19 protein-coding genes are annotated in these 18551 nt (G+C 66.3%); 14 read left to right on the forward strand and 5 right to left on the reverse strand.

What is annotated here, in order from left to right; all coding sequences use genetic code 11:
* Positions 1-6: 6 nt before the first annotated feature.
* Both thiS and lysM read left to right on the forward strand, forming a co-directional pair.
* Complete coding sequence (gene thiS / locus KYT87_RS26015; protein ID WP_006222389.1) at positions 7-207, forward strand: sulfur carrier protein ThiS; 201 nt, start codon at positions 7-9, stop codon at positions 205-207.
* Between the two features lie 415 nt (positions 208-622).
* On the forward strand, positions 623-1069 hold the full coding sequence (gene lysM, locus KYT87_RS26020; protein WP_046806676.1) for a peptidoglycan-binding protein LysM: 447 nt from the start codon (positions 623-625) through the stop codon (positions 1067-1069).
* Between the two features lie 120 nt (positions 1070-1189).
* Here the strand turns inward: lysM and ffh are convergent, their stop codons facing one another.
* The gene (gene ffh, locus KYT87_RS26025; RefSeq protein WP_219991195.1) at positions 1190-2596 is read right to left on the reverse strand and encodes a signal recognition particle protein; all 1407 of its coding nucleotides are present in this window, start codon (positions 2594-2596) and stop codon (positions 1190-1192) included.
* 106 nt (positions 2597-2702) lie between these two features.
* Between ffh and KYT87_RS26030 the strand changes: the two genes are divergently transcribed.
* The 4 genes from KYT87_RS26030 to KYT87_RS26045 all read left to right on the forward strand — a co-directional run bounded on the left by KYT87_RS26030 (position 2703) and on the right by KYT87_RS26045 (position 5179).
* The gene (locus tag KYT87_RS26030; RefSeq protein ID WP_104141802.1) at positions 2703-3545 is read left to right on the forward strand and encodes an inner membrane protein YpjD; all 843 of its coding nucleotides are present in this window, start codon (positions 2703-2705) and stop codon (positions 3543-3545) included.
* A gap of 1 nt (position 3546) precedes the next feature.
* Positions 3547-3816, forward strand: coding sequence for a PP0621 family protein (locus KYT87_RS26035; RefSeq protein ID WP_046806679.1), 270 nt, complete (start codon positions 3547-3549; stop codon positions 3814-3816).
* 144 nt (positions 3817-3960) lie between these two features.
* Positions 3961-4539 (forward strand): 1,6-anhydro-N-acetylmuramyl-L-alanine amidase AmpD, encoded by a 579-nt coding sequence (gene ampD, locus KYT87_RS26040; RefSeq protein WP_219991196.1) that lies wholly within the window; start codon positions 3961-3963, stop codon positions 4537-4539.
* Positions 4540-4558: 19 nt separating this feature from the next.
* Positions 4559-5179: a glutathione S-transferase family protein gene (locus KYT87_RS26045; RefSeq protein ID WP_046806681.1), complete on the forward strand. Its 621-nt coding sequence runs from the start codon at positions 4559-4561 to the stop codon at positions 5177-5179.
* Positions 5180-5195: 16 nt separating this feature from the next.
* On the opposite strand, the gene KYT87_RS26050 is transcribed toward KYT87_RS26045, so the two are convergent.
* Positions 5196-6014, reverse strand: coding sequence for an IclR family transcriptional regulator (locus KYT87_RS26050; RefSeq protein WP_219991197.1), 819 nt, complete (start codon positions 6012-6014; stop codon positions 5196-5198).
* Positions 6015-6345: 331 nt separating this feature from the next.
* On the opposite strand from KYT87_RS26050, the gene KYT87_RS26055 reads away from it, so the two are divergent.
* The 4 genes from KYT87_RS26055 (at position 6346) to KYT87_RS26070 (ending at position 10676) form a co-directional block, all read left to right on the forward strand.
* The gene (locus tag KYT87_RS26055) at positions 6346-7425 is read left to right on the forward strand and encodes a 2-dehydro-3-deoxygalactonokinase (RefSeq protein WP_219991198.1); all 1080 of its coding nucleotides are present in this window, start codon (positions 6346-6348) and stop codon (positions 7423-7425) included.
* A complete protein-coding gene (locus KYT87_RS26060; protein ID WP_219991199.1) occupies positions 7422-8075 on the forward strand; it encodes a 2-dehydro-3-deoxy-6-phosphogalactonate aldolase in 654 nt (217 codons plus the stop codon). Before KYT87_RS26055 ends, KYT87_RS26060 begins: the two co-directional genes overlap by 4 nt.
* Positions 8072-9220 (forward strand): galactonate dehydratase, encoded by a 1149-nt coding sequence (gene dgoD, locus KYT87_RS26065; RefSeq protein WP_046806685.1) that lies wholly within the window; start codon positions 8072-8074, stop codon positions 9218-9220. Before KYT87_RS26060 ends, dgoD begins: the two co-directional genes overlap by 4 nt.
* Before the next feature lie 145 nt (positions 9221-9365).
* Entirely contained in the window at positions 9366-10676 is a 1311-nt protein-coding gene (locus KYT87_RS26070) for an MFS transporter (RefSeq protein ID WP_219991200.1), read from the forward strand.
* Positions 10677-10757: 81 nt separating this feature from the next.
* On the opposite strand, the gene KYT87_RS26075 is transcribed toward KYT87_RS26070, so the two are convergent.
* The 3 genes from KYT87_RS26075 to KYT87_RS26085 form a co-directional block, all read right to left on the reverse strand.
* The gene (locus KYT87_RS26075) at positions 10758-11957 is read right to left on the reverse strand and encodes an MFS transporter (protein ID WP_219991201.1); all 1200 of its coding nucleotides are present in this window, start codon (positions 11955-11957) and stop codon (positions 10758-10760) included.
* Between the two features lie 146 nt (positions 11958-12103).
* A complete protein-coding gene (locus KYT87_RS26080; RefSeq protein ID WP_255593573.1) occupies positions 12104-13018 on the reverse strand; it encodes an IclR family transcriptional regulator in 915 nt (304 codons plus the stop codon).
* Positions 13008-13805: an IclR family transcriptional regulator gene (locus KYT87_RS26085; RefSeq protein WP_046806689.1), complete on the reverse strand. Its 798-nt coding sequence runs from the start codon at positions 13803-13805 to the stop codon at positions 13008-13010. Before KYT87_RS26085 ends, KYT87_RS26080 begins: the two co-directional genes overlap by 11 nt.
* 215 nt (positions 13806-14020) lie before the next feature.
* Between KYT87_RS26085 and KYT87_RS26090 the strand changes: the two genes are divergently transcribed.
* From KYT87_RS26090 to KYT87_RS26105, 4 genes are all read left to right on the forward strand, one after another.
* The gene (locus tag KYT87_RS26090; protein ID WP_219991202.1) at positions 14021-15187 is read left to right on the forward strand and encodes an acyl-CoA dehydrogenase family protein; all 1167 of its coding nucleotides are present in this window, start codon (positions 14021-14023) and stop codon (positions 15185-15187) included.
* A 64-nt stretch (positions 15188-15251) separates the two neighbouring features.
* Positions 15252-16235: a tripartite tricarboxylate transporter substrate binding protein gene (locus tag KYT87_RS26095; protein ID WP_219991203.1), complete on the forward strand. Its 984-nt coding sequence runs from the start codon at positions 15252-15254 to the stop codon at positions 16233-16235.
* Between the two features lie 135 nt (positions 16236-16370).
* Positions 16371-17534 carry an acyl-CoA dehydrogenase family protein gene (locus KYT87_RS26100; protein ID WP_219991204.1) on the forward strand — a complete coding sequence of 388 codons (1164 nt, stop codon included), beginning with the start codon at positions 16371-16373 and terminating at the stop codon, positions 17532-17534.
* A gap of 19 nt (positions 17535-17553) precedes the next feature.
* The gene (locus tag KYT87_RS26105) at positions 17554-18549 is read left to right on the forward strand and encodes an acryloyl-CoA reductase (protein WP_219991205.1); all 996 of its coding nucleotides are present in this window, start codon (positions 17554-17556) and stop codon (positions 18547-18549) included.
* Positions 18550-18551: the final 2 nt, after the last annotated feature.

Consider the following 18551-nt stretch of genomic DNA (forward strand, 5'->3'; position numbering starts at 1 on the left):
CCTGACATGCACATCACCCTGAACGGCGACGCGCGCGAATTCCCGTTGGACACGACCGTGATCGAACTGCTGCAAACGCTGGGCTACGCCGGCAAGCGCGTGGCGGTGGAACGCAATGGCGAAATCGTGCCCAAGAGCCAGCACGAGCAAACCACGCTGACGGACGGCGACCAGATCGAGATCGTGGTCGCGGTGGGCGGAGGCTGAACGTCCGCCACGCATTGACCTGCTTGCAACGACGAAGGGCCGCTGATGATCAGCGGCCCTTTGCGTTGGGACGGAAGTTTGACGCAGGGGGTGGCGTCATCGTAACGCTGACACCTTTCTTCATTGCACGGCTTGTCCGATGGGGTTTGCGCCAAGCGCGCGAGTCACCGTGCAAAGTGACGAGCATTGTTGCGTAGTCTGGCGAGCGACTAGCAACCTGTTACACGATAACCCCTCGTCTGGCGGCAATTGTGCGAGTAATAATCGTTGCTGTTGGCTCGTTACGCGGCAAATTGCGGGTCAAGCGGGGGGCTTTGCGTCACCCGCCCTCTGCGGCATTCCAGGGCATGTTGCCCACCGCGCGCGCTCGCCAGGGACTTGGTTTTCTCACCGCAGCACAGATAAAGGAAACACTATGGGTCTGCTCAATTTCATCAAGGACGTAGGCGAAAAGCTTTTCGGCGCCAGCGAGGCCAAGGCCGCGACGGCTGACGAACTGAAGAAAGAACTGGATAAGCACGGCCTGAACGCCGACGGCCTACAGATCACCGTGGACGGCGACAAAGTCACGGTAGCCGGCGAGGCGCTCAGTACCGAAGACGCCGAGAAGATTTCACTGGCGTTGGGCAACACGGTGGGCGTGGCGGCGGTGGACAACCAGTTGAAGGTCAAGCAGGCCACGCCGGAAGCCAAGATGTACACGGTGCAAAAGGGCGACAACCTGTGGAAGATTGCTGAAGCGCAATACGGCAAGGGCCAGGGCGCCAAGAACACGCTGATCTTCGAAGCCAACAAACCCATGCTGACCAGCCCGGACAAGATCTACCCGGGCCAGGTGCTGCGCATTCCGCCGCTGTCGTAAGCGGCCGCTGAACTCGACAAGCCGGAGAACACCCATGCGTTTTCCGGATTGTGTCGCGGCACGGCGCCCCCTGCCTGCCGCGACTGCTTGGCCAGACGCAATGTCTGGCCATTTTTTTGCCTACTTCATGCCGAAGCGACCCAGCCCTTTCATGCCGCCCATGGCGCGCATCATCTTGGCCATGCCGCCCTTCTTCATCTGCTTCATCATCCCCTGCATCTGCTCGAACTGAGCCAGCAGGCGGTTGACTTCCTGGACCGGCACGCCGGAACCGGTGGCGATGCGGCGCTTGCGGGACGCCTTGATCAGTTCAGGCTTGGCGCGTTCGGCGGCCGTCATGGAATTCAGAATGCCTTCGGTACGGCGCAGCTGCTTTTCCGCCTGGCCGCCTTGCAGCTGACCGGCTGCCTGCTGGAACTGGGCCGGCAGCTTTTCAAGCAGCGACCCCATGTCGCCCAGCTTTTTCACCTGGCCAAGCTGATCGCGGAAATCGTTCAGGTCGAACTTGTTGCCCGACTTGATCTTGGCCGCCAGCTTTTGCGCATCGGCGATGTCGATGTTCTTTTGAGCCTGCTCGACCAGCGAAACGATATCGCCCATGCCCAGCACGCGTTGCGCCATGCGGTCAGGGTAGAAAGGTTCCAGGCCGTCCAGCTTTTCGGACACGCCGACAAACTTCAGCGGCTTGCCGGTGACGTGGCGCACCGACAGGGCCGCGCCGCCACGGGCGTCGCCGTCCAGCTTGGTCAGCACCACGCCGGTCAGGGGCAGCGCGTCCGCAAAGGCGCGCGCGGTGTTGACCGCGTCCTGGCCTTGCATGGCGTCCACGACGAACAGCGTTTCCACCGGCTTGACCAGATCATGCAGCGCGCGGATTTCGCGCATCATGGCTTCGTCGATGCCCAGGCGGCCGGCCGTATCCAGGATCAGGACGTCGTAGTGGTGACGACGCGCATGGTCCACCGCGCCGCGCGCGATGTCTTCAGGCTTCTGGCTGGGGTCGGACGGCAGGAAATCGACACCGACCTGAGCGGCCACGCTTTTCAGCTGGTCGATAGCGGCCGGGCGATACACGTCGGCGGACACCACCAGCACTTTCTTCTTGCCGGTCTTGCGGCCGTGCTGCGTGTGCTGCCCTTCGGACAGCCAGCGGGCCAGCTTACCGGTGGTGGTGGTTTTACCCGCGCCTTGCAGGCCGGCCATCAGGATGACGGCGGGCGGCTGCACGGCCAGCGACAGTTCGTTGGAATCGGCGCCCAGGTCGCCGCCCATCAAGGCGGTCAGTTCCTTGTGGACGACGCCGACCAGGGCTTGGCCCGGGCTGAGGCTGGCGGCCACTTCCTCGCCCAGCGCTTTTTCTTTCACGCGGGTGACAAATTCACGCACGACGGGCAGCGCCACGTCGGCTTCCAGCAGCGCCATGCGCACTTCGCGCAGCATCTCCTGGGTGTTGGCCTCGGTCAGGCGGGCTTCACCGCGCAGCGTCTTGACGACACGCGATAGGCGTTGAGTTAGGTTATCGAGCATGAGAGGCGTTTCCGCTTAAACTAGTTGATTGAACGGTGGCCGCAGGCGCGGATTCTGCGCTTTCGGGTGGCACGCACCCCAAGGCCCCATCCAGACAACGGTTTCTATGTCACTCGGCATTGTATTTCACACAGCGGCTGCCTTGGCGTACGCAGTGCTAGGGGGGTCACTTTGGATCCGCCTGGCCGGCGCCGGGGAAGTTGAGCAGACGGGCAAAATCGGCCGTCTGTGCCTGCTGGGGGCCCTGATTCTTCAAGGGATCGGCCTGCAACAAGCGATGTTGGGCGCCCAGCATCTGTTCATTGGGTGGGCACTGGCCCTGTCCGCCGCCATCTGGCTGGGCATGGTGGTGTTCTGGCTGGAAAGCCTGCTGGTGCGCATCGACGGCCTGCAATTGCTGCTGCTGCCCGCCGCCGCCCTGGCCAGCGCCCTGGCCGCCCTTTTTCCGCAAGGCCAGTTCGTGCCGCACGCCGACGACGCCTGGCTGCGCGTGCACCTTTTGATTGCGCTGGCCGCCTATGGCCTGATCACCATCGCCGCGCTGCACGCCATGATGATGGCGCTGCTTGACCGCCACCTGCACCGCCCGCTGGACGCCCCCGCCGAACGCAGCATCATCGGCCGCGTGCTGGACTCGCAGCCGCCGCTGCTGGTGCAGGAACAACTGCTGTTCCGTATTATCTGGATCGGTTTCATCGTGCTGACCCTGGCCGTGGGCTCGGGGTCGGTGGCGTCCATGAAACTGACGGGCAAGATCCTGCCGTTTGACCACAAGACCGTCTTCACGCTGCTGTCCTGGCTGACATTTGGCGTGTTGCTGGTTGGCCGCCATGTATGGGGCTGGCGTGGCCGCGTGGCGCTGCGCTGGACGCTGACGGGTTTTGGTTTTTTGATTCTGGCGTACACCGGCAGCCGGTTCGTGCTGGAAATGATTCTGCATCGAGGCTGACGTGGGCAAGTTGTTGTTCTGGATCGTTCTGATCATCGCGGTGCTGTTCGTGGCCCGCATCGCCGCCCGCATGGCGGCCGCCCGCCAGGCCGGCGAGCCCACCCAGGGGCGCGGCAAGGCGACACGCTCGGCGCCCGCGCCGGCCGCCCCTGAATCCATGGTGCGTTGCGCGCATTGCGGCATCCACCTGCCCCGCTCCGAGGCCGTGCTGCTGAACGGCATGACCTGGTGCAGCACCGAACATTCCACGCTGGGTCCCGCCAGGAAGTAAGCGGAAAGCGGGGCGGGGGAACCGGGCGCCCGCGACGGCGCATGGGCTGCGTTTTACGCACGCCCCCCGGCAAAAACGCCAATTTGGGAGGCGGCGGCGACCACGGCATAATGCCCGTTGGCTTCAACACGCATGTTCTCTCTTATGGCTCTGCTTCTGGATCGACATGGCTGGCTGGCGCCGGCCCCCGGCGTCACCCTGCTGCCTTCGTCCAACTGCGACGCGCGCCCCGACGGCGCGCAGGTCTCTTTGCTGGTGCTGCACAACATCAGCCTGCCGCCGGGCCAATTCGGCGGCCCGGAAGTTGCCGGGCTGTTCACGAACACGCTGGACTATTCGTCGCACCCCTGGCTGGAACGCCTGCGCGGCCTGCGCGTGTCGGCCCACTTCTTTATTCGCCGCGATGGGCGCATCATGCAGTTCGTGTCCACCGACCAGCGCGCGTGGCACGCCGGCGTGTCGCGCTTTGGCCGGCGCGAACGCTGCAACGACTTTTCCATCGGCATCGAACTTGAAGGCACGGACACCCTGCCGTACGCCGACGAGCAATACCTGGCGCTGCGCAAGCTGACGCCGGTGTTGCGCGCGCGTTATCCGCTGGCTGCGGCCTGGGGCCACGAACACATTGCCCCGGGGCGCAAGACCGACCCCGGGCCCGCTTTCAACTGGACGCGTTTTTCGCGCGACAGCGGCTTTGCGCGGCGGCAGTTGCCGCCCGTCTGACACTACTCAAGGACTGGTTATGTTGAAGATCTGGGGACGTCTTACGTCCGTCAACGTGCAGAAGGTAATGCTGGCCGTGCGCGAACTGGCCCTGCCACACACCTTTACCCAGGCAGGCGGACCGTTCGGCGTGGTGGATACGCCGGAATTCGCCAAGCTGAACCCGAATCGCACCGTGCCGGTGATTGATGACGGCGGCTTTGTGCTGTGGGAATCGAACGCCATCGTGCGTTACCTGGCCGCGCGCTACGGCGCGGGCACCTTGTGGCCGGAAGACGCGTGCATGCGCGCCGACGCCGACCGCTGGATGGACTGGCAGACCACCGAATGGCAAGCCGCGATGGGCCCCGCATTCCTGGGCCTGATTCGCACGCCGGAAGCCAAGCGCGACCAGGCCGCGATTGAAAATTCGGTCAAGCGCTCCAACGTCCGCGCCCAGATCCTGGACCAGGCGTTGCAAGGCCGCGAGTTCATTGCAGGCCGTCACCTGACGATGGGCGACATTGCGTTGGTCAGCTCGGCGCACCGCTGGCTGGCCCTGCCCATCGAACGCCCCGATACCCCGGCGCTGTCCGCCTGGTATCGCCGCGTGATGATGCGCCCCGCCCCGCAAGGCGTGCTGACGCTGCCGCTGGAATAAGGCGCGCCGGACCGCGTCAGCCGCGGTCCACCTTCCAGCCCATTTCCGCCGAAATACCGGCGGCGGCTTCCTGCACCACCGGCACCATGTCGCGCATGCGCTCCAGGGACATATACGGCACGGTGCTGGACACGCTGATTGCCGCCACGATGCCGCTTGAGGCATCGCGCACCGGCGCCGCCACACAGCGGATCGACGGCTCGTTGTCTTCCAGGTCAAACGCATAGCCCTGCGCCGCATAGTCACGCATGCGGTCGCGAAACGCTTCCCAGCTCTGCTGGCCGCCCGGTGCGCGCGAGGACACCGGCGCGCCGATGCGATGTAGCGCCTTCCATTGCGGTTCTTCGGTATCCAGCAGCAGCGCCTTGCCCACGCCCGTTGCCGCCAGCGGCATCCGATGGCCCACGCGCGAGCGCATTTCCAGCCCCTTCTTGCCCGGAATCTTTTCCAGGTACAGCACTTCGTCGTTGTCGCGCACGGCCAGATGAATGGTGTCGCCCGTCTGCGCGGCCAACGCATCCAGGTAGGGCCGCGCCAGCGTCGCCATGGGAAACGCTTCACGAGCCTGGAAACCCAGCTCGATCAGCTTGGGCCCCAGCACATAACCCACCCCCGGCAAAGCGCGCAGATAGCGCTCTTGCACCAGGCAGCTGGCAAGCCGGTGCGTGGTGCTGCGCGCCACGCCGATGCGGGCGCAGATTTCCTTCAGGTCGCGCGCGCCGTCGGCCACCGCCTGCACAACGGCCAGACCGCGCATCAGCGTCTGCGTGCCGGCCGGCGCGGCGGCGTCGGGGTCCAGGGAGGGAATGGGATTTGCGGGCAAGGGGAAGGTCATGAAACGGGGATGAAACGGGGAGGCAATGGCGGAAACGGGGCAAGCATACCCGGGATGACGAGGGCCAGGGCGCGACACAGGGCAACCGGCCATCCGATTCGGGCACCATCCAAAACGTGCCTTCTACCGCGCCACATTCCCTGTATGTGGGATTTAATTCTATATTTTGAGATTTTTCAAGCTCTGATCTAGAATTTTTTCCAGCGCGCGCCGCGCTTTGCACAAGCCCGGTGCGCACCGACACAACAAGGTTTCCCGGCCCCGCCCGTCTGACGCATCCCCGCGCCGGACGGGCGCATCAGGCAGGGCAGCCAACGATGAGACACATCAGATGACACCCGCAACGCCCGCCCGCGCGGCGCTTATCGCGCTGGATTGGGGCACCTCTTCGCTACGCGCGTATCGGCTGGACGGCATGGGCCGCACGCTGGATACGCGGCATCTGCCCTGGGGCATCATGCGCCTGCCGCAACCTTTGCAGGATGGCGCGGCCAGCACCGCCTTGTCTGGTTTCGACCTGGCGTTTGACCAGGCTTGTGGCGACTGGCTGCGCGCGGAACCGAGCTTGCCCGTCATCGCCTGCGGCATGGTTGGCAGCGCGCAAGGCTGGCGTGAAGCGGCCTACCTGGACGTGCCCGTCGACCTGGCGCGCATCGGCACCCTGCTGACGGTGGTGGAACGCACCAGCGCCGGACCCGACGCCACCCCGCTGCATATCGTGCCCGGCCTGATCCAGCGTCACGGCCTGCCCAACGTCATGCGCGGCGAAGAAACGCAGGTCTTCGGCGTGATGTTCGACCAGGCTGAAAAATCCGGCGCCAATGCCGCCGACAGCGTGCTGATCGGCTTGCCCGGCACGCATTCCAAATGGGTCACCGCCCGCCGGGGCCGCGTCACCCACTTCGACACCTTCATGACCGGCGAGGTCTACGCCGCGCTGCGTGGCCACACCATCCTGGGCCGCACGATGAGCGACGCGCCGGCCGCCGACATGGCCGCCTTCGAGCGCGGCGTGAAGGTAGCCGGCGCACCGGCCGGACGCGCCGGCGTGTTGTCCACCATCTTCAGCACGCGCGCACTGGGCCTGATCGGCGAACTGGCGGCCACGTCGCAAGCCGACTATCTGTCCGGCCTGCTGATCGGCCACGAAATCGCCGCACTGGCCCAGATGCTGCACGAGCAAGGCGAGCTGCCCCGCATCGTGCTTTGCGGCGACCCGGCGCTGTGCCAACGCTACATCCTGGCCATGCAGCACTACGGCCTGGGCACGCCCGAACAAGCGCAGAACGCCACCGAACGCGGCTTGTGGCACCTGGCCGTCTGCGCCGGGCTGGTCAAGGCCGAATCGGGCGCGGCCGGGCAGCGCTACGCCACCCCCACCCCTTCGGCATCCGTCCAGGAACCCACATGAACCACACCGGACTGCAAACCGCCATGGCCCACTGCGGCCTGATCGCCATCCTGCGCGGCATCCAGCCGCACGAAGCCGAAGACATCGGCAACGAACTGTACGCGGCGGGCTTTCGCCTGATCGAAGTCCCGCTGAATTCGCCGGACCCCTTGGGCAGCATCCGCGCCATGCGCGCCGCGCTGCCAACTGATTGCCTGATCGGCGCCGGCACCGTGCTTGACCCCGACGACTGCGCGCGCGTGCAGGATGCGGGCGGCGAATTGATCGTCATGCCGCACAGCGACGCCGCCGTCATCCGCGCGGCCAAGACGCTGGGCATGGCGTCCTGCCCCGGCGTTGCCACGCCCACCGAGGCATTCGCCGCGCTGGCAGCCGGCGCCGACGTGCTGAAGATGTTTCCCGCCGAACAGCTGGGCCCCAACGTGCTGCGCGCATGGCGCGCCGTGATGCGCCCGCCAATCGCGCTGGTGCCCGTGGGCGGCATCACGCCCGACAACCTTTCCGACTTTGCCCGGGCCGGCGCCAGCGGCTTCGGCCTGGGCTCCGCCTTGTACAAACCCGGCCTGACGGCCACCGAAGTCGGCCAGAACGCGCGCGCATTCGTCGCCGCCTGGCAACGCGCCTATTCCGCCCAGGAGACCCAAGCATGAAGATCACCAAGCTCACCACCTACATCGTGCCGCCCCGGTGGTGCTTCCTGAAAATCGAGACGGACGAGGGCATCGTCGGCTGGGGCGAGCCCGTCGTGGAGGGCCGCGCGCATTCGGTGGCCGCTGCCGTTGAAGAGCTGTCCGATTACCTGGTCGGCAAAGACCCGCGCAACATCGAAGATCACTGGACGGTGCTGTACCGGGGCGGCTTTTATCGCGGCGGCGCCATCCACATGAGCGCGCTGGCCGGTATCGACCAGGCACTGTGGGACATCAAGGGCAAGCACCTGGGCGTGCCGGTGTCGCAACTGTTGGGCGGCAACGTGCGCGACCGCATCCGCGTGTATTCGTGGATCGGCGGCGACCGCCCTGCCGATACCGCCGCCGCCGCCAAAAGCGCGGTGGACCGCGGCTTTACCGCCGTGAAGATGAACGGCACGGAAGAACTGCAATTCATCGATTCGTTCGACAAGGTTGAAAAGTGCCTGGAGAACGTGGCCGCCGTGCGCGATGCCGTCGGCCCCAACGTGGGCATCGGCGTGGACTTCCACGGCCGCGTGCACAAGCCCATGGCCAAGGTCCTGATGAAAGAGCTGGACCCGTTCAAGCTGATGTTCATCGAAGAACCCGTCTTGAGCGAACACTACGAAGCCTTGAAGGAACTGGCGCCGCTGACGTCCACCCCCATCGCGCTGGGCGAACGCCTGTTCTCGCGCTGGGACTTCAAGCGCGTGCTGTCCGAAGGCTATGTGGACATCATCCAGCCCGACCCGTCCCACGCGGGCGGCATCACCGAAACGCGCAAGATCGCGGCAATGGCCGAGGCCTATGACGTGGCGCTGGCGCTGCATTGCCCGCTGGGTCCCATCGCCCTGGCCACCTGCTTGCAGATCGATGCGGGTTGCTACAACGCCTTCATCCAGGAACAAAGCCTGGGCATCCACTACAACGCCGCCAACGACCTGCTGGACTACGTCAGCAACCGCGAAGTCTTCCAGTACGAAGACGGCATGGTCGCCATTCCGCAAGGCCCGGGCCTGGGCATCGAGGTCAACGAGGAATACGTAAAGGAGCGCGCCGCCGTGGGCCACCGCTGGCGCAACCCGATCTGGCGCCACGCCGACGGCAGCTTCGCCGAATGGTAAGGCAAGCCCGATCACGCTGAGTGACCGCCATGCGGCGCCTCTTGCTTCTGTCACGAGCGCCGCTTTTTTCTTCTTTATATCGATAACCCATTGGCATCCAAGCCGATGGCCCCCGCCCCCAGCAGGGCGCACGAGGAGACAATCCGTGTCAACCGCCACCCACGCCGGCTTGCAACACACCCAGCGCCCCACGCGCAGCCGGTACATCATCATGGTGATGCTGTTTATCACCGTCGTCATCAACTACCTGGACCGCAGCAACCTGTCCATCGCCGCGCCCGCGCTGAAAGACGAGTTTGGCCTGGACACCTGGCATGAAGGCCTGATCCTGTCCGCCTTCGGCTGGACCTACGCCGCCATGCAGATCCCCGGCGGCTGGCTGGTGGACCGCGTATCGCCCCGCGTGCTGTATGCCGTTGCGCTGATCCTGTGGTCGGCGGCAACCTTCTTCATGGGCTTTGCCAGCAGCTTCATCATTCTGTTCGTGTTGCGCCTGGCGGTAGGCGCACTGGAAGCGCCCGCCTACCCCATCAACAACCGTGTCGTCACCACTTGGTTTCCGGAAAAAGAACGCGCCACCGCCATCGGCTTCTACACGTCGGGCCAATTCGTGGGCCTGGCCTTTCTGACGCCCGTGCTGGCCTGGCTGCAACACCATTACGGCTGGCACATGGTGTTTGTCAGCACCGGCTTGCTGGGCATCGTGTGGGGCGTGCTGTGGTACCTGATCTACCGCGAACCACGCCAGTTCAAGGGCGCCAATGCCGCCGAAATTGAACTGATCCATCAAGGCGGCGGCGTGGTCGACCTGGACCGCAACGCGCGCGCCAAGAAGGCGCCGTTCAACTGGAATGACCTGGGGCTGGTCATGTCCAAGCGCAAGCTGTGGGGCGTGTACCTGGGCCAGTTCTGCCTGACGTCCACGCTGTGGTTCTTCCTGACGTGGTTTCCGACTTACCTGGTGAAATACCGAGGCATGGACTTCATCAAGTCGGGCTTCCTGGCATCCGTGCCCTTCCTGGCCGCGTTCGTGGGCGTGTTGTGCTCGGGCGTGCTGTCCGACTTCCTGGTGCGACGCGGCGCCACCGTGGGCCTGGCGCGCAAGCTGCCCATCATCCTGGGCCTGCTGATTTCCACGTCGATGATCGGCGCCAACTTCACCGATTCCACGCCCTGGGTCATCTTCTTCCTGGCGCTGGCCTTCTTCGGCAACGGCCTGGCATCCATCACGTGGTCGCTGGTGTCAACGCTGGCGCCGGTGCGGCTCTTGGGCCTGACGGGCGGCGTGTTCAATTTCGTGGGCAACCTGTCATCCATCTGCACACCCATCGTCATCGGCTTCCTGGTGTCTAAAGACAACTTCGCCCCTGCCATCGTCTACGTTTCGTCGCTAGCCCTGCTGGGCACGCTGTCGTACATCCTGCTGGTCGGCAAGGTGGAACGGATAGAAGCTTGATCCAAGCGAAGCAGGCGCCACGCATCGGGCCGCTGGATAGCGGCCCGATGCGTGGCAATAGCGGGGGCAGGCGATGCCTGTTCAGCAGCCCTGCATCGCCAGCTTGCGGCGGCGCACGTTGCCGGCGCGTTGCACCAGCACCAGGGCCAGGCCGGCGGTGGCGATGACGGCGCCGGCGATGGGTACGGCGGCGTAGCCCAGCCCGGCCGAAATCACCGCGCCGCCCGCTGCCGCGCCTACCGCGTTGCCCAGGTTGAACGCGCCCACGTTGACCGACGATGCCAGCCCCGGGGCCGCCGTCGCCGCGCGCATCACGCCCATCTGCAAAGGCGGCACCACGGCAAAGGTGGCGATGCCGAAGATCAGCAGGGAAATCGCCGCGCCGATCTGGGTGGAAGCGATCCACGGGAACGCCAGCAAGTCGATGATGACGATCACCAGGAAGGTGATCAGCGTGCCGTCCAGCGAACGGTCGGCCATGCGGCCACCCAGGCCGTTGCCCAGCGTGAAGCCCAGGCCAATCAACACCAGCATGCCGGTAATGAAGCCGGGCGACGCGCCGGTGATCTCGGCCAGCGTGGGCGCAATGTAGGTGTACAGCGTGAACATCGCGCCCGCGCCCACCACCGTGGTCAACAGCGCCAACAGCACGACGGGGCTTTTCAGCACGGCCAGTTCATGGCGCACGTCGGGGCGGCGTCCGGCTTCGCCCGCGGGCAAGGCGAACCACAGCGACAACATCGCAATCAAGCCCAGCACGGCGGTGGCGGCGAACGACATGCGCCAACCGATCACCTGCCCCAGCCACGTCGCGGCCGGCACCCCGCCCACGTTGGCGATGGTCAGCCCCATGAACATGGTGGCCACCGCGCTGGCCTGCTTGTGGCGCGGCACCACGCTGGCGGCTACCAGCGAGCCCAGCCCGAAGAACGCGCCGTGGTTCAGGGCGGTGACCAGCCGCGCCAGCAGCAGCGTCGTGTAATTGGGAGACAGGGCCGACAGCACGTTGCCGATGGTGAAGATCAACATCAACAAAATCAGCGCCTTGCGACGCGACCAGCGCGAAAACACCAGCGTCATCAGCGGCGCGCCCACCATCACGCCGATGGCGTAGGCGCTGATCAGCATGCCGGCGCTGGGAATGGACACGCCCACGCCATCGGCGATAACGGGCAAAAGACCCATCGGTGAAAACTCGGTCACGCCAATGCCAAACGCACCGACGGCCAGCGCCAGTAGCGGCAGCCCGGATTTGACCGGTTGATTATCTTGCGGGTTCATGCGAATTCCTTGGAGCACGTCGGAAAGACAGGCGTGCAGTATGACGGCGCGATCCTTGCGGAAAAAGCCGTCTGGCGGGCAAACACTTTTGACTTGGGGTCACAAATCGATCCCCGGGGTCGGGTTCAGGGATGCACAGCCCCGCGCTAGGTCAGCCCCAACAGGCGCTCCGTCTCGCGCGCCAGCGCCACCAGCCGGGGGCCGATATCGGCGGCGCGCTCACGAAAGGGTCCGTCCCCGGAAGGCACGCCACAGTTGAAAACGTACGTCAGTGACTGGTACGGCCGCCACAACGGGGCCGCAAACCCATACGCGTCGGGACGCCACTGCACGTTGTTGCCGCAATACCCCTTGCGCTCCAGGTCGCGTGCCGCCGCCGCCAGGCTGGGAAAATGCTCGGCGTAATGGCGCGCGTCGGCCACACGTAGCTGGTTCAGCACCACCGCCCGCTCGGCATCCGGCACGCGGCACAACCACGCCTTGCCCGCCGCGCTGGACAGCAGCGGCAGCGACGCGCCGATATCGGGGCGGGTCTGCAAGGCGTCGTTCGAGCGAGCGGTTTCCACGTACACCATTTGCAGGCGGTCGCGCACCACCAGCGACACCGCGCCGCGTGCGTGGTCGGCCAGCTGCTTCATCAGCGGCCGCGCCAGCTGGCGGATCTGCATGCTGGCCAGCAAGGGGTAGCTCAACGCCAGCACCGCCGCGCCCAGCCGGTAGCGGGCGGGCGAGCCCACGCGTTGCAAGAAGCCCAGCTCGACCAGCGTATGCGTCAAGCGCGCCACGGCGCTTTTCGACAGGCCCGTCTGCTGCGCGAAGTCCTTGTTGGCCAGCTCGGGCCGGTCCGCCCGAAAGCAGCCCAGGATATCGATGCCGTGCGCCAGCGTGGTGGCGAAGTCGCGGTCGCGGGTAGGGTCGACGCCGTCCCGGTGTTGGCTGCCGTCCCGACGTGCGGAGCCGTCCCGATGTTGGGAGCCGTCCTGATGTTGGCCGCCGTTCCCATGGGGGTCGCGCTTGCGGTCACGGCGGGGCTCGTGGCCACCGTCAAGTTCAACCGGCATCCGAACGCTCCAGCATTTTTTCCACGCGCGCCACCAGCGTCAGCAGACGGGGTGCGATGCGCCGCCGCAGATCGCCCGCGCGCAATCGCCGCGTGGGAACCCCGCAATTGAAAACGAATACCTGGCCATCCACGCGGCGCCGCATCGGCACCGCCACCGCGTGCACGTCCGCGTGCCACTCACCCTCGGCCACGCAATAGCCATGCGCGGCGTAATCCCGCTGCGCCTCTGCCCAGCCGGGTGCATGCCGTTGCCATGCAGCGGGGTCTTGTTCGCGCAGCTGACGCAACAGCGCTTGCGCCTCGGCCGGGTCCGCCTGCGCCAGCCACGCGCGGCCCATTGCGGACGCCAGCAACGGCAGCATGGCGCCGATGTCCGGCCGAAACGCCACCGCGTCATGGCCCCGGCACGTTTCCACATAGACCATGTGCGTGCCGTGATGCATGCCTAATGACGCCGACCCGCCGGCCGCGTTGGCCAGCCGCGTCATCAGCGGACGCGCCATCTGCCGCAGCTTGATGCTGGCCAGCAAGGGATAACTTAGCGACAGCAGCGCCGTGCCCAAACGGTAGCGGCGCAGGCCGGCGTCATAACGCAGCAGCCCACGCTGCACCAGCGTGTACGTCAGCCGCGAAATCGTGGCTTTGGACAGCCCGGTGCGGTCGGCAAGCTCGCGGTTGCTTAGCGCCGGCTCGCCATGGCGAAAGGTTTGCAGCACCGACAGGCCGTGGGCCAGCGTGGTGGCGAAATCAGGGTCGGGGTGGCGGCCGCCCAAGGGCGTGGTCATGGTCGCATTCCGGGTGGGACGGCGCGCGGACAGGCGCCGGGCAGTGAGGTCGATGATAGTGCAGGCGGCCCCTGCACCGCAGCCTGCGCGCTCATAAAGCGTTCAAGATATCAAAACACTTGTCTCGCATTTCGCGCTGCTTTGCTACCTTGAATTCCGCGTCGCCCGGTGTGAAATATCGGCCCGGCCCACAAAAAAACAATTGGAGACAGCCCATGATCAGGGACCCGGAAGGCTTTGCCGCCTTCATCGATTCGCTACGGCGCTTTGTACGGCAGCAATTGGTTCCGCGCGAAGCCGAGGTTGCGCGCCTGGACGCCGTGCCCGACGACCTGGTGCGCGCCATGGCCGCCCAGGGCATGTTCGGCTATTCCATCCCCGAGGCCTACGGCGGCGCGGGCATGAGCACCGAAGAATTGATCCGGGCAGCCATCGAGTTGTCGCAATGCTCGGTCGCGTTTCGCGCCCGGGTCGGCACCAACACCGGCATCGGCTCCGAGGGCCTGGTCGCCGACGGCACCGAACAGCAGAAAGACCGTTACCTGCCCCGCCTGGCGTCCGGTGAATTGACCGGCTGCTTCGCGCTGACCGAGCCGCAAGCGGGCTCGGACGCCACCGCCTTGCGCACCACCGCCGTGCGCGACGGCGACAGCTACGTGCTGAACGGCGAAAAGTGCTTCATCACCAACGCGCCCATTGCCGGCTTGTTCACCGTCATGGCGCGCACGGACCCCGACGCGCCAGGCGCCAAGGGCATCTCGGCCTTCATTGTCGAGCGGGGCACCCCCGGCCTGACCACCGGCCAGCCTTACGACAAGATGGGCCAAGCCGGCTCGCCCGTGTCCGCCGTGTACTTCAACGACTGCCGCGTGCCCGCCGCCAACCTGATCGGCGGCCAGGAAGGCATGGGTTTCAAGACCGCCATGAAGGTGCTGAACAAGCAGCGCATTCACCTGGCTGCCTTGTGCATCGGCCCGGCGATTCGCATGCTGGACGACACCCTGCGCTTCGTGGCCGAACGCCAGCAGTTCGGCAAAGCGTTGATGGACTTCCAGCTGATCCAGGCCATGATCGCCGACTGCCAGACCGACATCCAGGCGGCGCTGGCGCTGGTGCTGCAAACGGCGCGCGAGCGCGACGCCGGCCAGGACGTGACCATGAACGCGTCGATCTGCAAATACTTCGCGTCGGAAATGTGCGGCCGCGTGGCCGACCGCTGCGTGCAGATGCATGGCGGCTACGGCTACATCGCGGACCAGGGCATTGAACGCTTCTACCGCGACGTGCGGCTGTTTCGCCTGTACGAAGGCACCAGCCAGATCCATCAACTGACCATCGCGCGGCACACGCTGGCGCAGGCCGGCTACACGCCCGGCCGTTAGGTCCGAGCGTTTTAGGGACCGCCGCCACAAGAAGCGCGCGGCCCACAACCCCAAGGAGACTGACATGCTGCATAAGCACCTGCCGAAGTGGATCGGCGCCCTGGCCGCCGCGTTCGCCTGCGCGGCCCTGCCGCCCCAGGCGGCCGCCGCCTACCCCGACAAGCCGATTCGGCTGATCATCCCGTTTGCGCCCGGGGGGTCCACCGACATCCTGGGCCGCCTGCTGGCCGAAGCGCTGCACCCCATCCTGGGCCAGCCGGTCATCGTGGAAAACAAGCCGGGCGCCGGCGGCAATATCGGCGGGGACTTCGTGGCGCGCGCCGCGCCGGACGGCTACACGCTGCTGCTGGCGGCGGCCGGCCCCACCGTCATCAACCCCAGCCTGTACGCCAACATGCCGTTCGACCCCGCGCGGGACCTGACGGCCATCACCTGCATCGAACGCGAACACAACCTGATGGTGGTGACCAAGTCGATGCCCGTCACCACCTTGCAGGAATTCCTGACGTACGCCCGCAACCACCCCGGCAAGCTGTCCTTTGGCTCGCCCGGCAACGGGTCGCCCGCGCAACTGGCCGGCGAATTGCTCAAGCAGAAGGCCGGGCTGCAAGCCGAACACGTGCCCTACAAGGGCTCCGGCCCTGCCATCACCGACCTGGTCGCTGGCCACATCGATTTCATGATCGACAACATGCCCGCGCTGCTGCCACAGGTCAAAGCCGGCACGCTGCGCGCGCTGGCCGTACCCAGCGACGCGCGCGCCACCGCCTCGCCGGACGTGCCCACCTTTACCGAAGCGGGCATGCCGGGCTTTGAAGTGATGGCATGGAAGGGCTTGATGTCACCCGCCAACACCCCACCCGCCGTGGTCGACCGCCTGCATGCCGCCGTCGTAAAGGCGCTGCAAGACCCGCAGTTGCGCGCGCGCTTTCAGGAGCTGGGCGCTGAACCGCTGGGCAGCACACCGGCGGAATTCGCCAAGCAGATCGCCGACGAAACCGTGTGGTGGGGCAAGTTGGTGAAGTCCACCAACACGCGTATCCAGTAAGGCGCTACCAAGGTGCCGGCGTGTGGGTGCCTGCGTGAGGCTGCCTGCGTGAGGGTGCCCTCACAGGCTCGCCTTCACATGCATGCCTTCACATGCTCGCCGTTATTCGCAAGCCACTGCCAAGAGACACAGCCCATGCCCGCCCAGCCCTACGACGACGCCGCGATCCAAGACCTGTGCGAGCGGGTCCGCCGCTTCATCGATGACATCGCCATCCCCGAAGAATCGCCCGCCATCGCCCGCAACGTGGCGGCTCTGGACCAATGCGTGGCGCGCTTGCGCCTCAAGGCGCGGGATGCCGGCCTGTACGCGCCGCAACTGCCCGTCGAATTTGGCGGGCTGGGTCTGGGTTGGCGCGCGCTGGCCCAGGTGTTGGAAGCGGCCGGGCGCGGCTTCTTAGGGCCGGCTGCCCTGAACTGCGCCGCCCCCGACCAACCCAACATGGCGACGCTGCTGCGGCTGGCCACGCCCGCGCAGCGCGAGCGCTATCTGCTGCCGCTGGTGCGCGCCGAACAACGCGCCTGCTTCGCCATGACAGAACCCGCGCCCGGTGCGGGGTCCGACCCGTCGATGCTGCGCACCCGCGCCGCGCGGCGGGGTCAAGGCTGGGTATTGAACGGCCACAAGCAATACATCAGCGGCGGCGTCGGCGCGCACTTCGCGTTGCTGCTGGCGCAGACCGATGCCGGCGCCACGCTTTTCATCGTGCCCGCCGATACCAAGGGCTACCGCGTCATCCGCGACATCGGCATGGTCACCGGCTACCAGATCGGCGGCCACGCCGAGATCGAGTTGCAGGACTGCGAGGTCGGCGACGACGCCGTGCTGGGCGAACCCGGACGCGGTCTGGAATACGCGCAGCTGCGGCTGGAGCCGGCGCGCCTGTCGCACTGCATGCGCTACATCGGCCGCGCCCGCCGCGCCCTGGAAACCGCGCAAGCCTACGTCAACACGCGCGAGTCTTTTGGATCGCGCCTGGCCGATCTGCAACAGATCCAGGCCATGGTGGCCGATTCACACATCGACCTGCACGCCAGCCGCTTGATGACGCTGGATTGCGCGGGCCGCATGGACGCGGGCTTGTCCGTCAAGCAGCACAGCGCCATGACCAAGGTATTCGTATCCGAAGCCGTCAACCGCGTGGCCGACCGCGCCGTGCAAATGATGGGCGCATCGGGCCTGTCCGACGACACCCCCGTGGCAATGATCTGGCAAGAAATGCGCCCCTTCCGCATCTACGACGGCGCCAACGAACTGCACCGCGCCAGCCTTGCGCGCCGCCTCTTGGCGCGCGGCTGACCCATCCCAGGAGACCCGCATGCCCATCCCCACCATCCAGGCCTACCGACTGCATGGCGGCGCCGACGGCGCGCCCCCGCAAGGACGCTTCGACACCTTGTCGGAAGATGACTTGTCCCCCGGCGATACGCTGATCAAGGTGGCCTACGCCGGCCTGAACTACAAGGACGCGCTGGCGCAGGCCGGACGCGGCAACGTCGTGCGCCAGTACCCCCGCATCGGCGGCATCGACCTGAGCGGCACCGTGGTCCACTCCACCAACCCCGCGCTTGCTCCCGGTCAGGAAGTCGTCGTGCACGGCTTTGGCATCGGCGTGGACTGCGACGGCGGCTATGCGGAATACGCGCGCGTGCCGCATGACTGGGTGCTGCCCTTGCCCGCCGGCATCACACTGCGCGATGCCGCCGTGCTGGGCGCCGCTGGGTTCACCGCCGCGCTGTCCCTGCACTGGATGGAACACTGCGGCCTGGCGCCTGACCAAGGCGAAGTGCTGGTCACCGGCGCCACCGGCGGCGTGGCGGGTATCGCCATCGACATCCTCAGCCAACGCGGGTATCGCGTCTGCGCCATGTCCGGCAAGGCGGATGCCGCCGACTACCTGCGGTCGCTGGGCGCCGCCGAGGTCATGGCCCCGCCCGACCTGTCCGCCCCCATCAAACCCTTGATGAGCGCGCGCTGGGCCGGCGTCATTGATTCCGTGGGCGGCCCCTTGCTGGCCCACGCGCTGGCCAGCGTGCGCCCCGACGGCGTGGTGGCCGCGTTTGGCAACGCGGGCGGCGCGGAGCTGCCCACGTCCGTCATCCCCTTCATCTTGCGCGGCGTGAAGCTGCTGGGCATCAACGCCAACAGCCCCATGCCGCTGCGCCGCGCGCTATGGCAACGGCTGGCCACCGACTACCGCCCGCAGCGCCTGGACCTTACCGCGCGCGTCATCACCCCCCATGACTTGCCGCAAGCACTAGCCGCCATGCTCGAACGCGGCAGCACCGGCCGCAGCGTCGTGCGCTTTTCCTGAAC

The organism is Achromobacter sp. ES-001, assembly GCF_019448355.1.
Lineage (GTDB): Bacteria > Pseudomonadota > Gammaproteobacteria > Burkholderiales > Burkholderiaceae_B > Achromobacter > Achromobacter spanius_B.

Coding starts and splice junctions, on each gene's coding strand:
- thiS (WP_006222389.1), top strand. CDS start 7: ATGCACATCACCCTGAACGGCGACGCGCGCGAATTCCCGTTGGACACG.
- lysM (WP_046806676.1), top strand. CDS start 623: ATGGGTCTGCTCAATTTCATCAAGGACGTAGGCGAAAAGCTTTTCGGC.
- ffh (WP_219991195.1), bottom strand. CDS start 2,596: ATGCTCGATAACCTAACTCAACGCCTATCGCGTGTCGTCAAGACGCTG.
- KYT87_RS26030 (WP_104141802.1), top strand. CDS start 2,703: ATGTCACTCGGCATTGTATTTCACACAGCGGCTGCCTTGGCGTACGCA.
- ampD (WP_219991196.1), top strand. CDS start 3,961: ATGGCTCTGCTTCTGGATCGACATGGCTGGCTGGCGCCGGCCCCCGGC.
- KYT87_RS26045 (WP_046806681.1), top strand. CDS start 4,559: ATGTTGAAGATCTGGGGACGTCTTACGTCCGTCAACGTGCAGAAGGTA.
- KYT87_RS26050 (WP_219991197.1), bottom strand. CDS start 6,014: ATGACCTTCCCCTTGCCCGCAAATCCCATTCCCTCCCTGGACCCCGAC.
- KYT87_RS26055 (WP_219991198.1), top strand. CDS start 6,346: ATGACACCCGCAACGCCCGCCCGCGCGGCGCTTATCGCGCTGGATTGG.
- KYT87_RS26060 (WP_219991199.1), top strand. CDS start 7,422: ATGAACCACACCGGACTGCAAACCGCCATGGCCCACTGCGGCCTGATC.
- dgoD (WP_046806685.1), top strand. CDS start 8,072: ATGAAGATCACCAAGCTCACCACCTACATCGTGCCGCCCCGGTGGTGC.
- KYT87_RS26075 (WP_219991201.1), bottom strand. CDS start 11,957: ATGAACCCGCAAGATAATCAACCGGTCAAATCCGGGCTGCCGCTACTG.
- KYT87_RS26080 (WP_255593573.1), bottom strand. CDS start 13,018: ATGCCGGTTGAACTTGACGGTGGCCACGAGCCCCGCCGTGACCGCAAG.
- KYT87_RS26085 (WP_046806689.1), bottom strand. CDS start 13,805: ATGACCACGCCCTTGGGCGGCCGCCACCCCGACCCTGATTTCGCCACC.
- KYT87_RS26090 (WP_219991202.1), top strand. CDS start 14,021: ATGATCAGGGACCCGGAAGGCTTTGCCGCCTTCATCGATTCGCTACGG.
- KYT87_RS26095 (WP_219991203.1), top strand. CDS start 15,252: ATGCTGCATAAGCACCTGCCGAAGTGGATCGGCGCCCTGGCCGCCGCG.
- KYT87_RS26100 (WP_219991204.1), top strand. CDS start 16,371: ATGCCCGCCCAGCCCTACGACGACGCCGCGATCCAAGACCTGTGCGAG.
- KYT87_RS26105 (WP_219991205.1), top strand. CDS start 17,554: ATGCCCATCCCCACCATCCAGGCCTACCGACTGCATGGCGGCGCCGAC.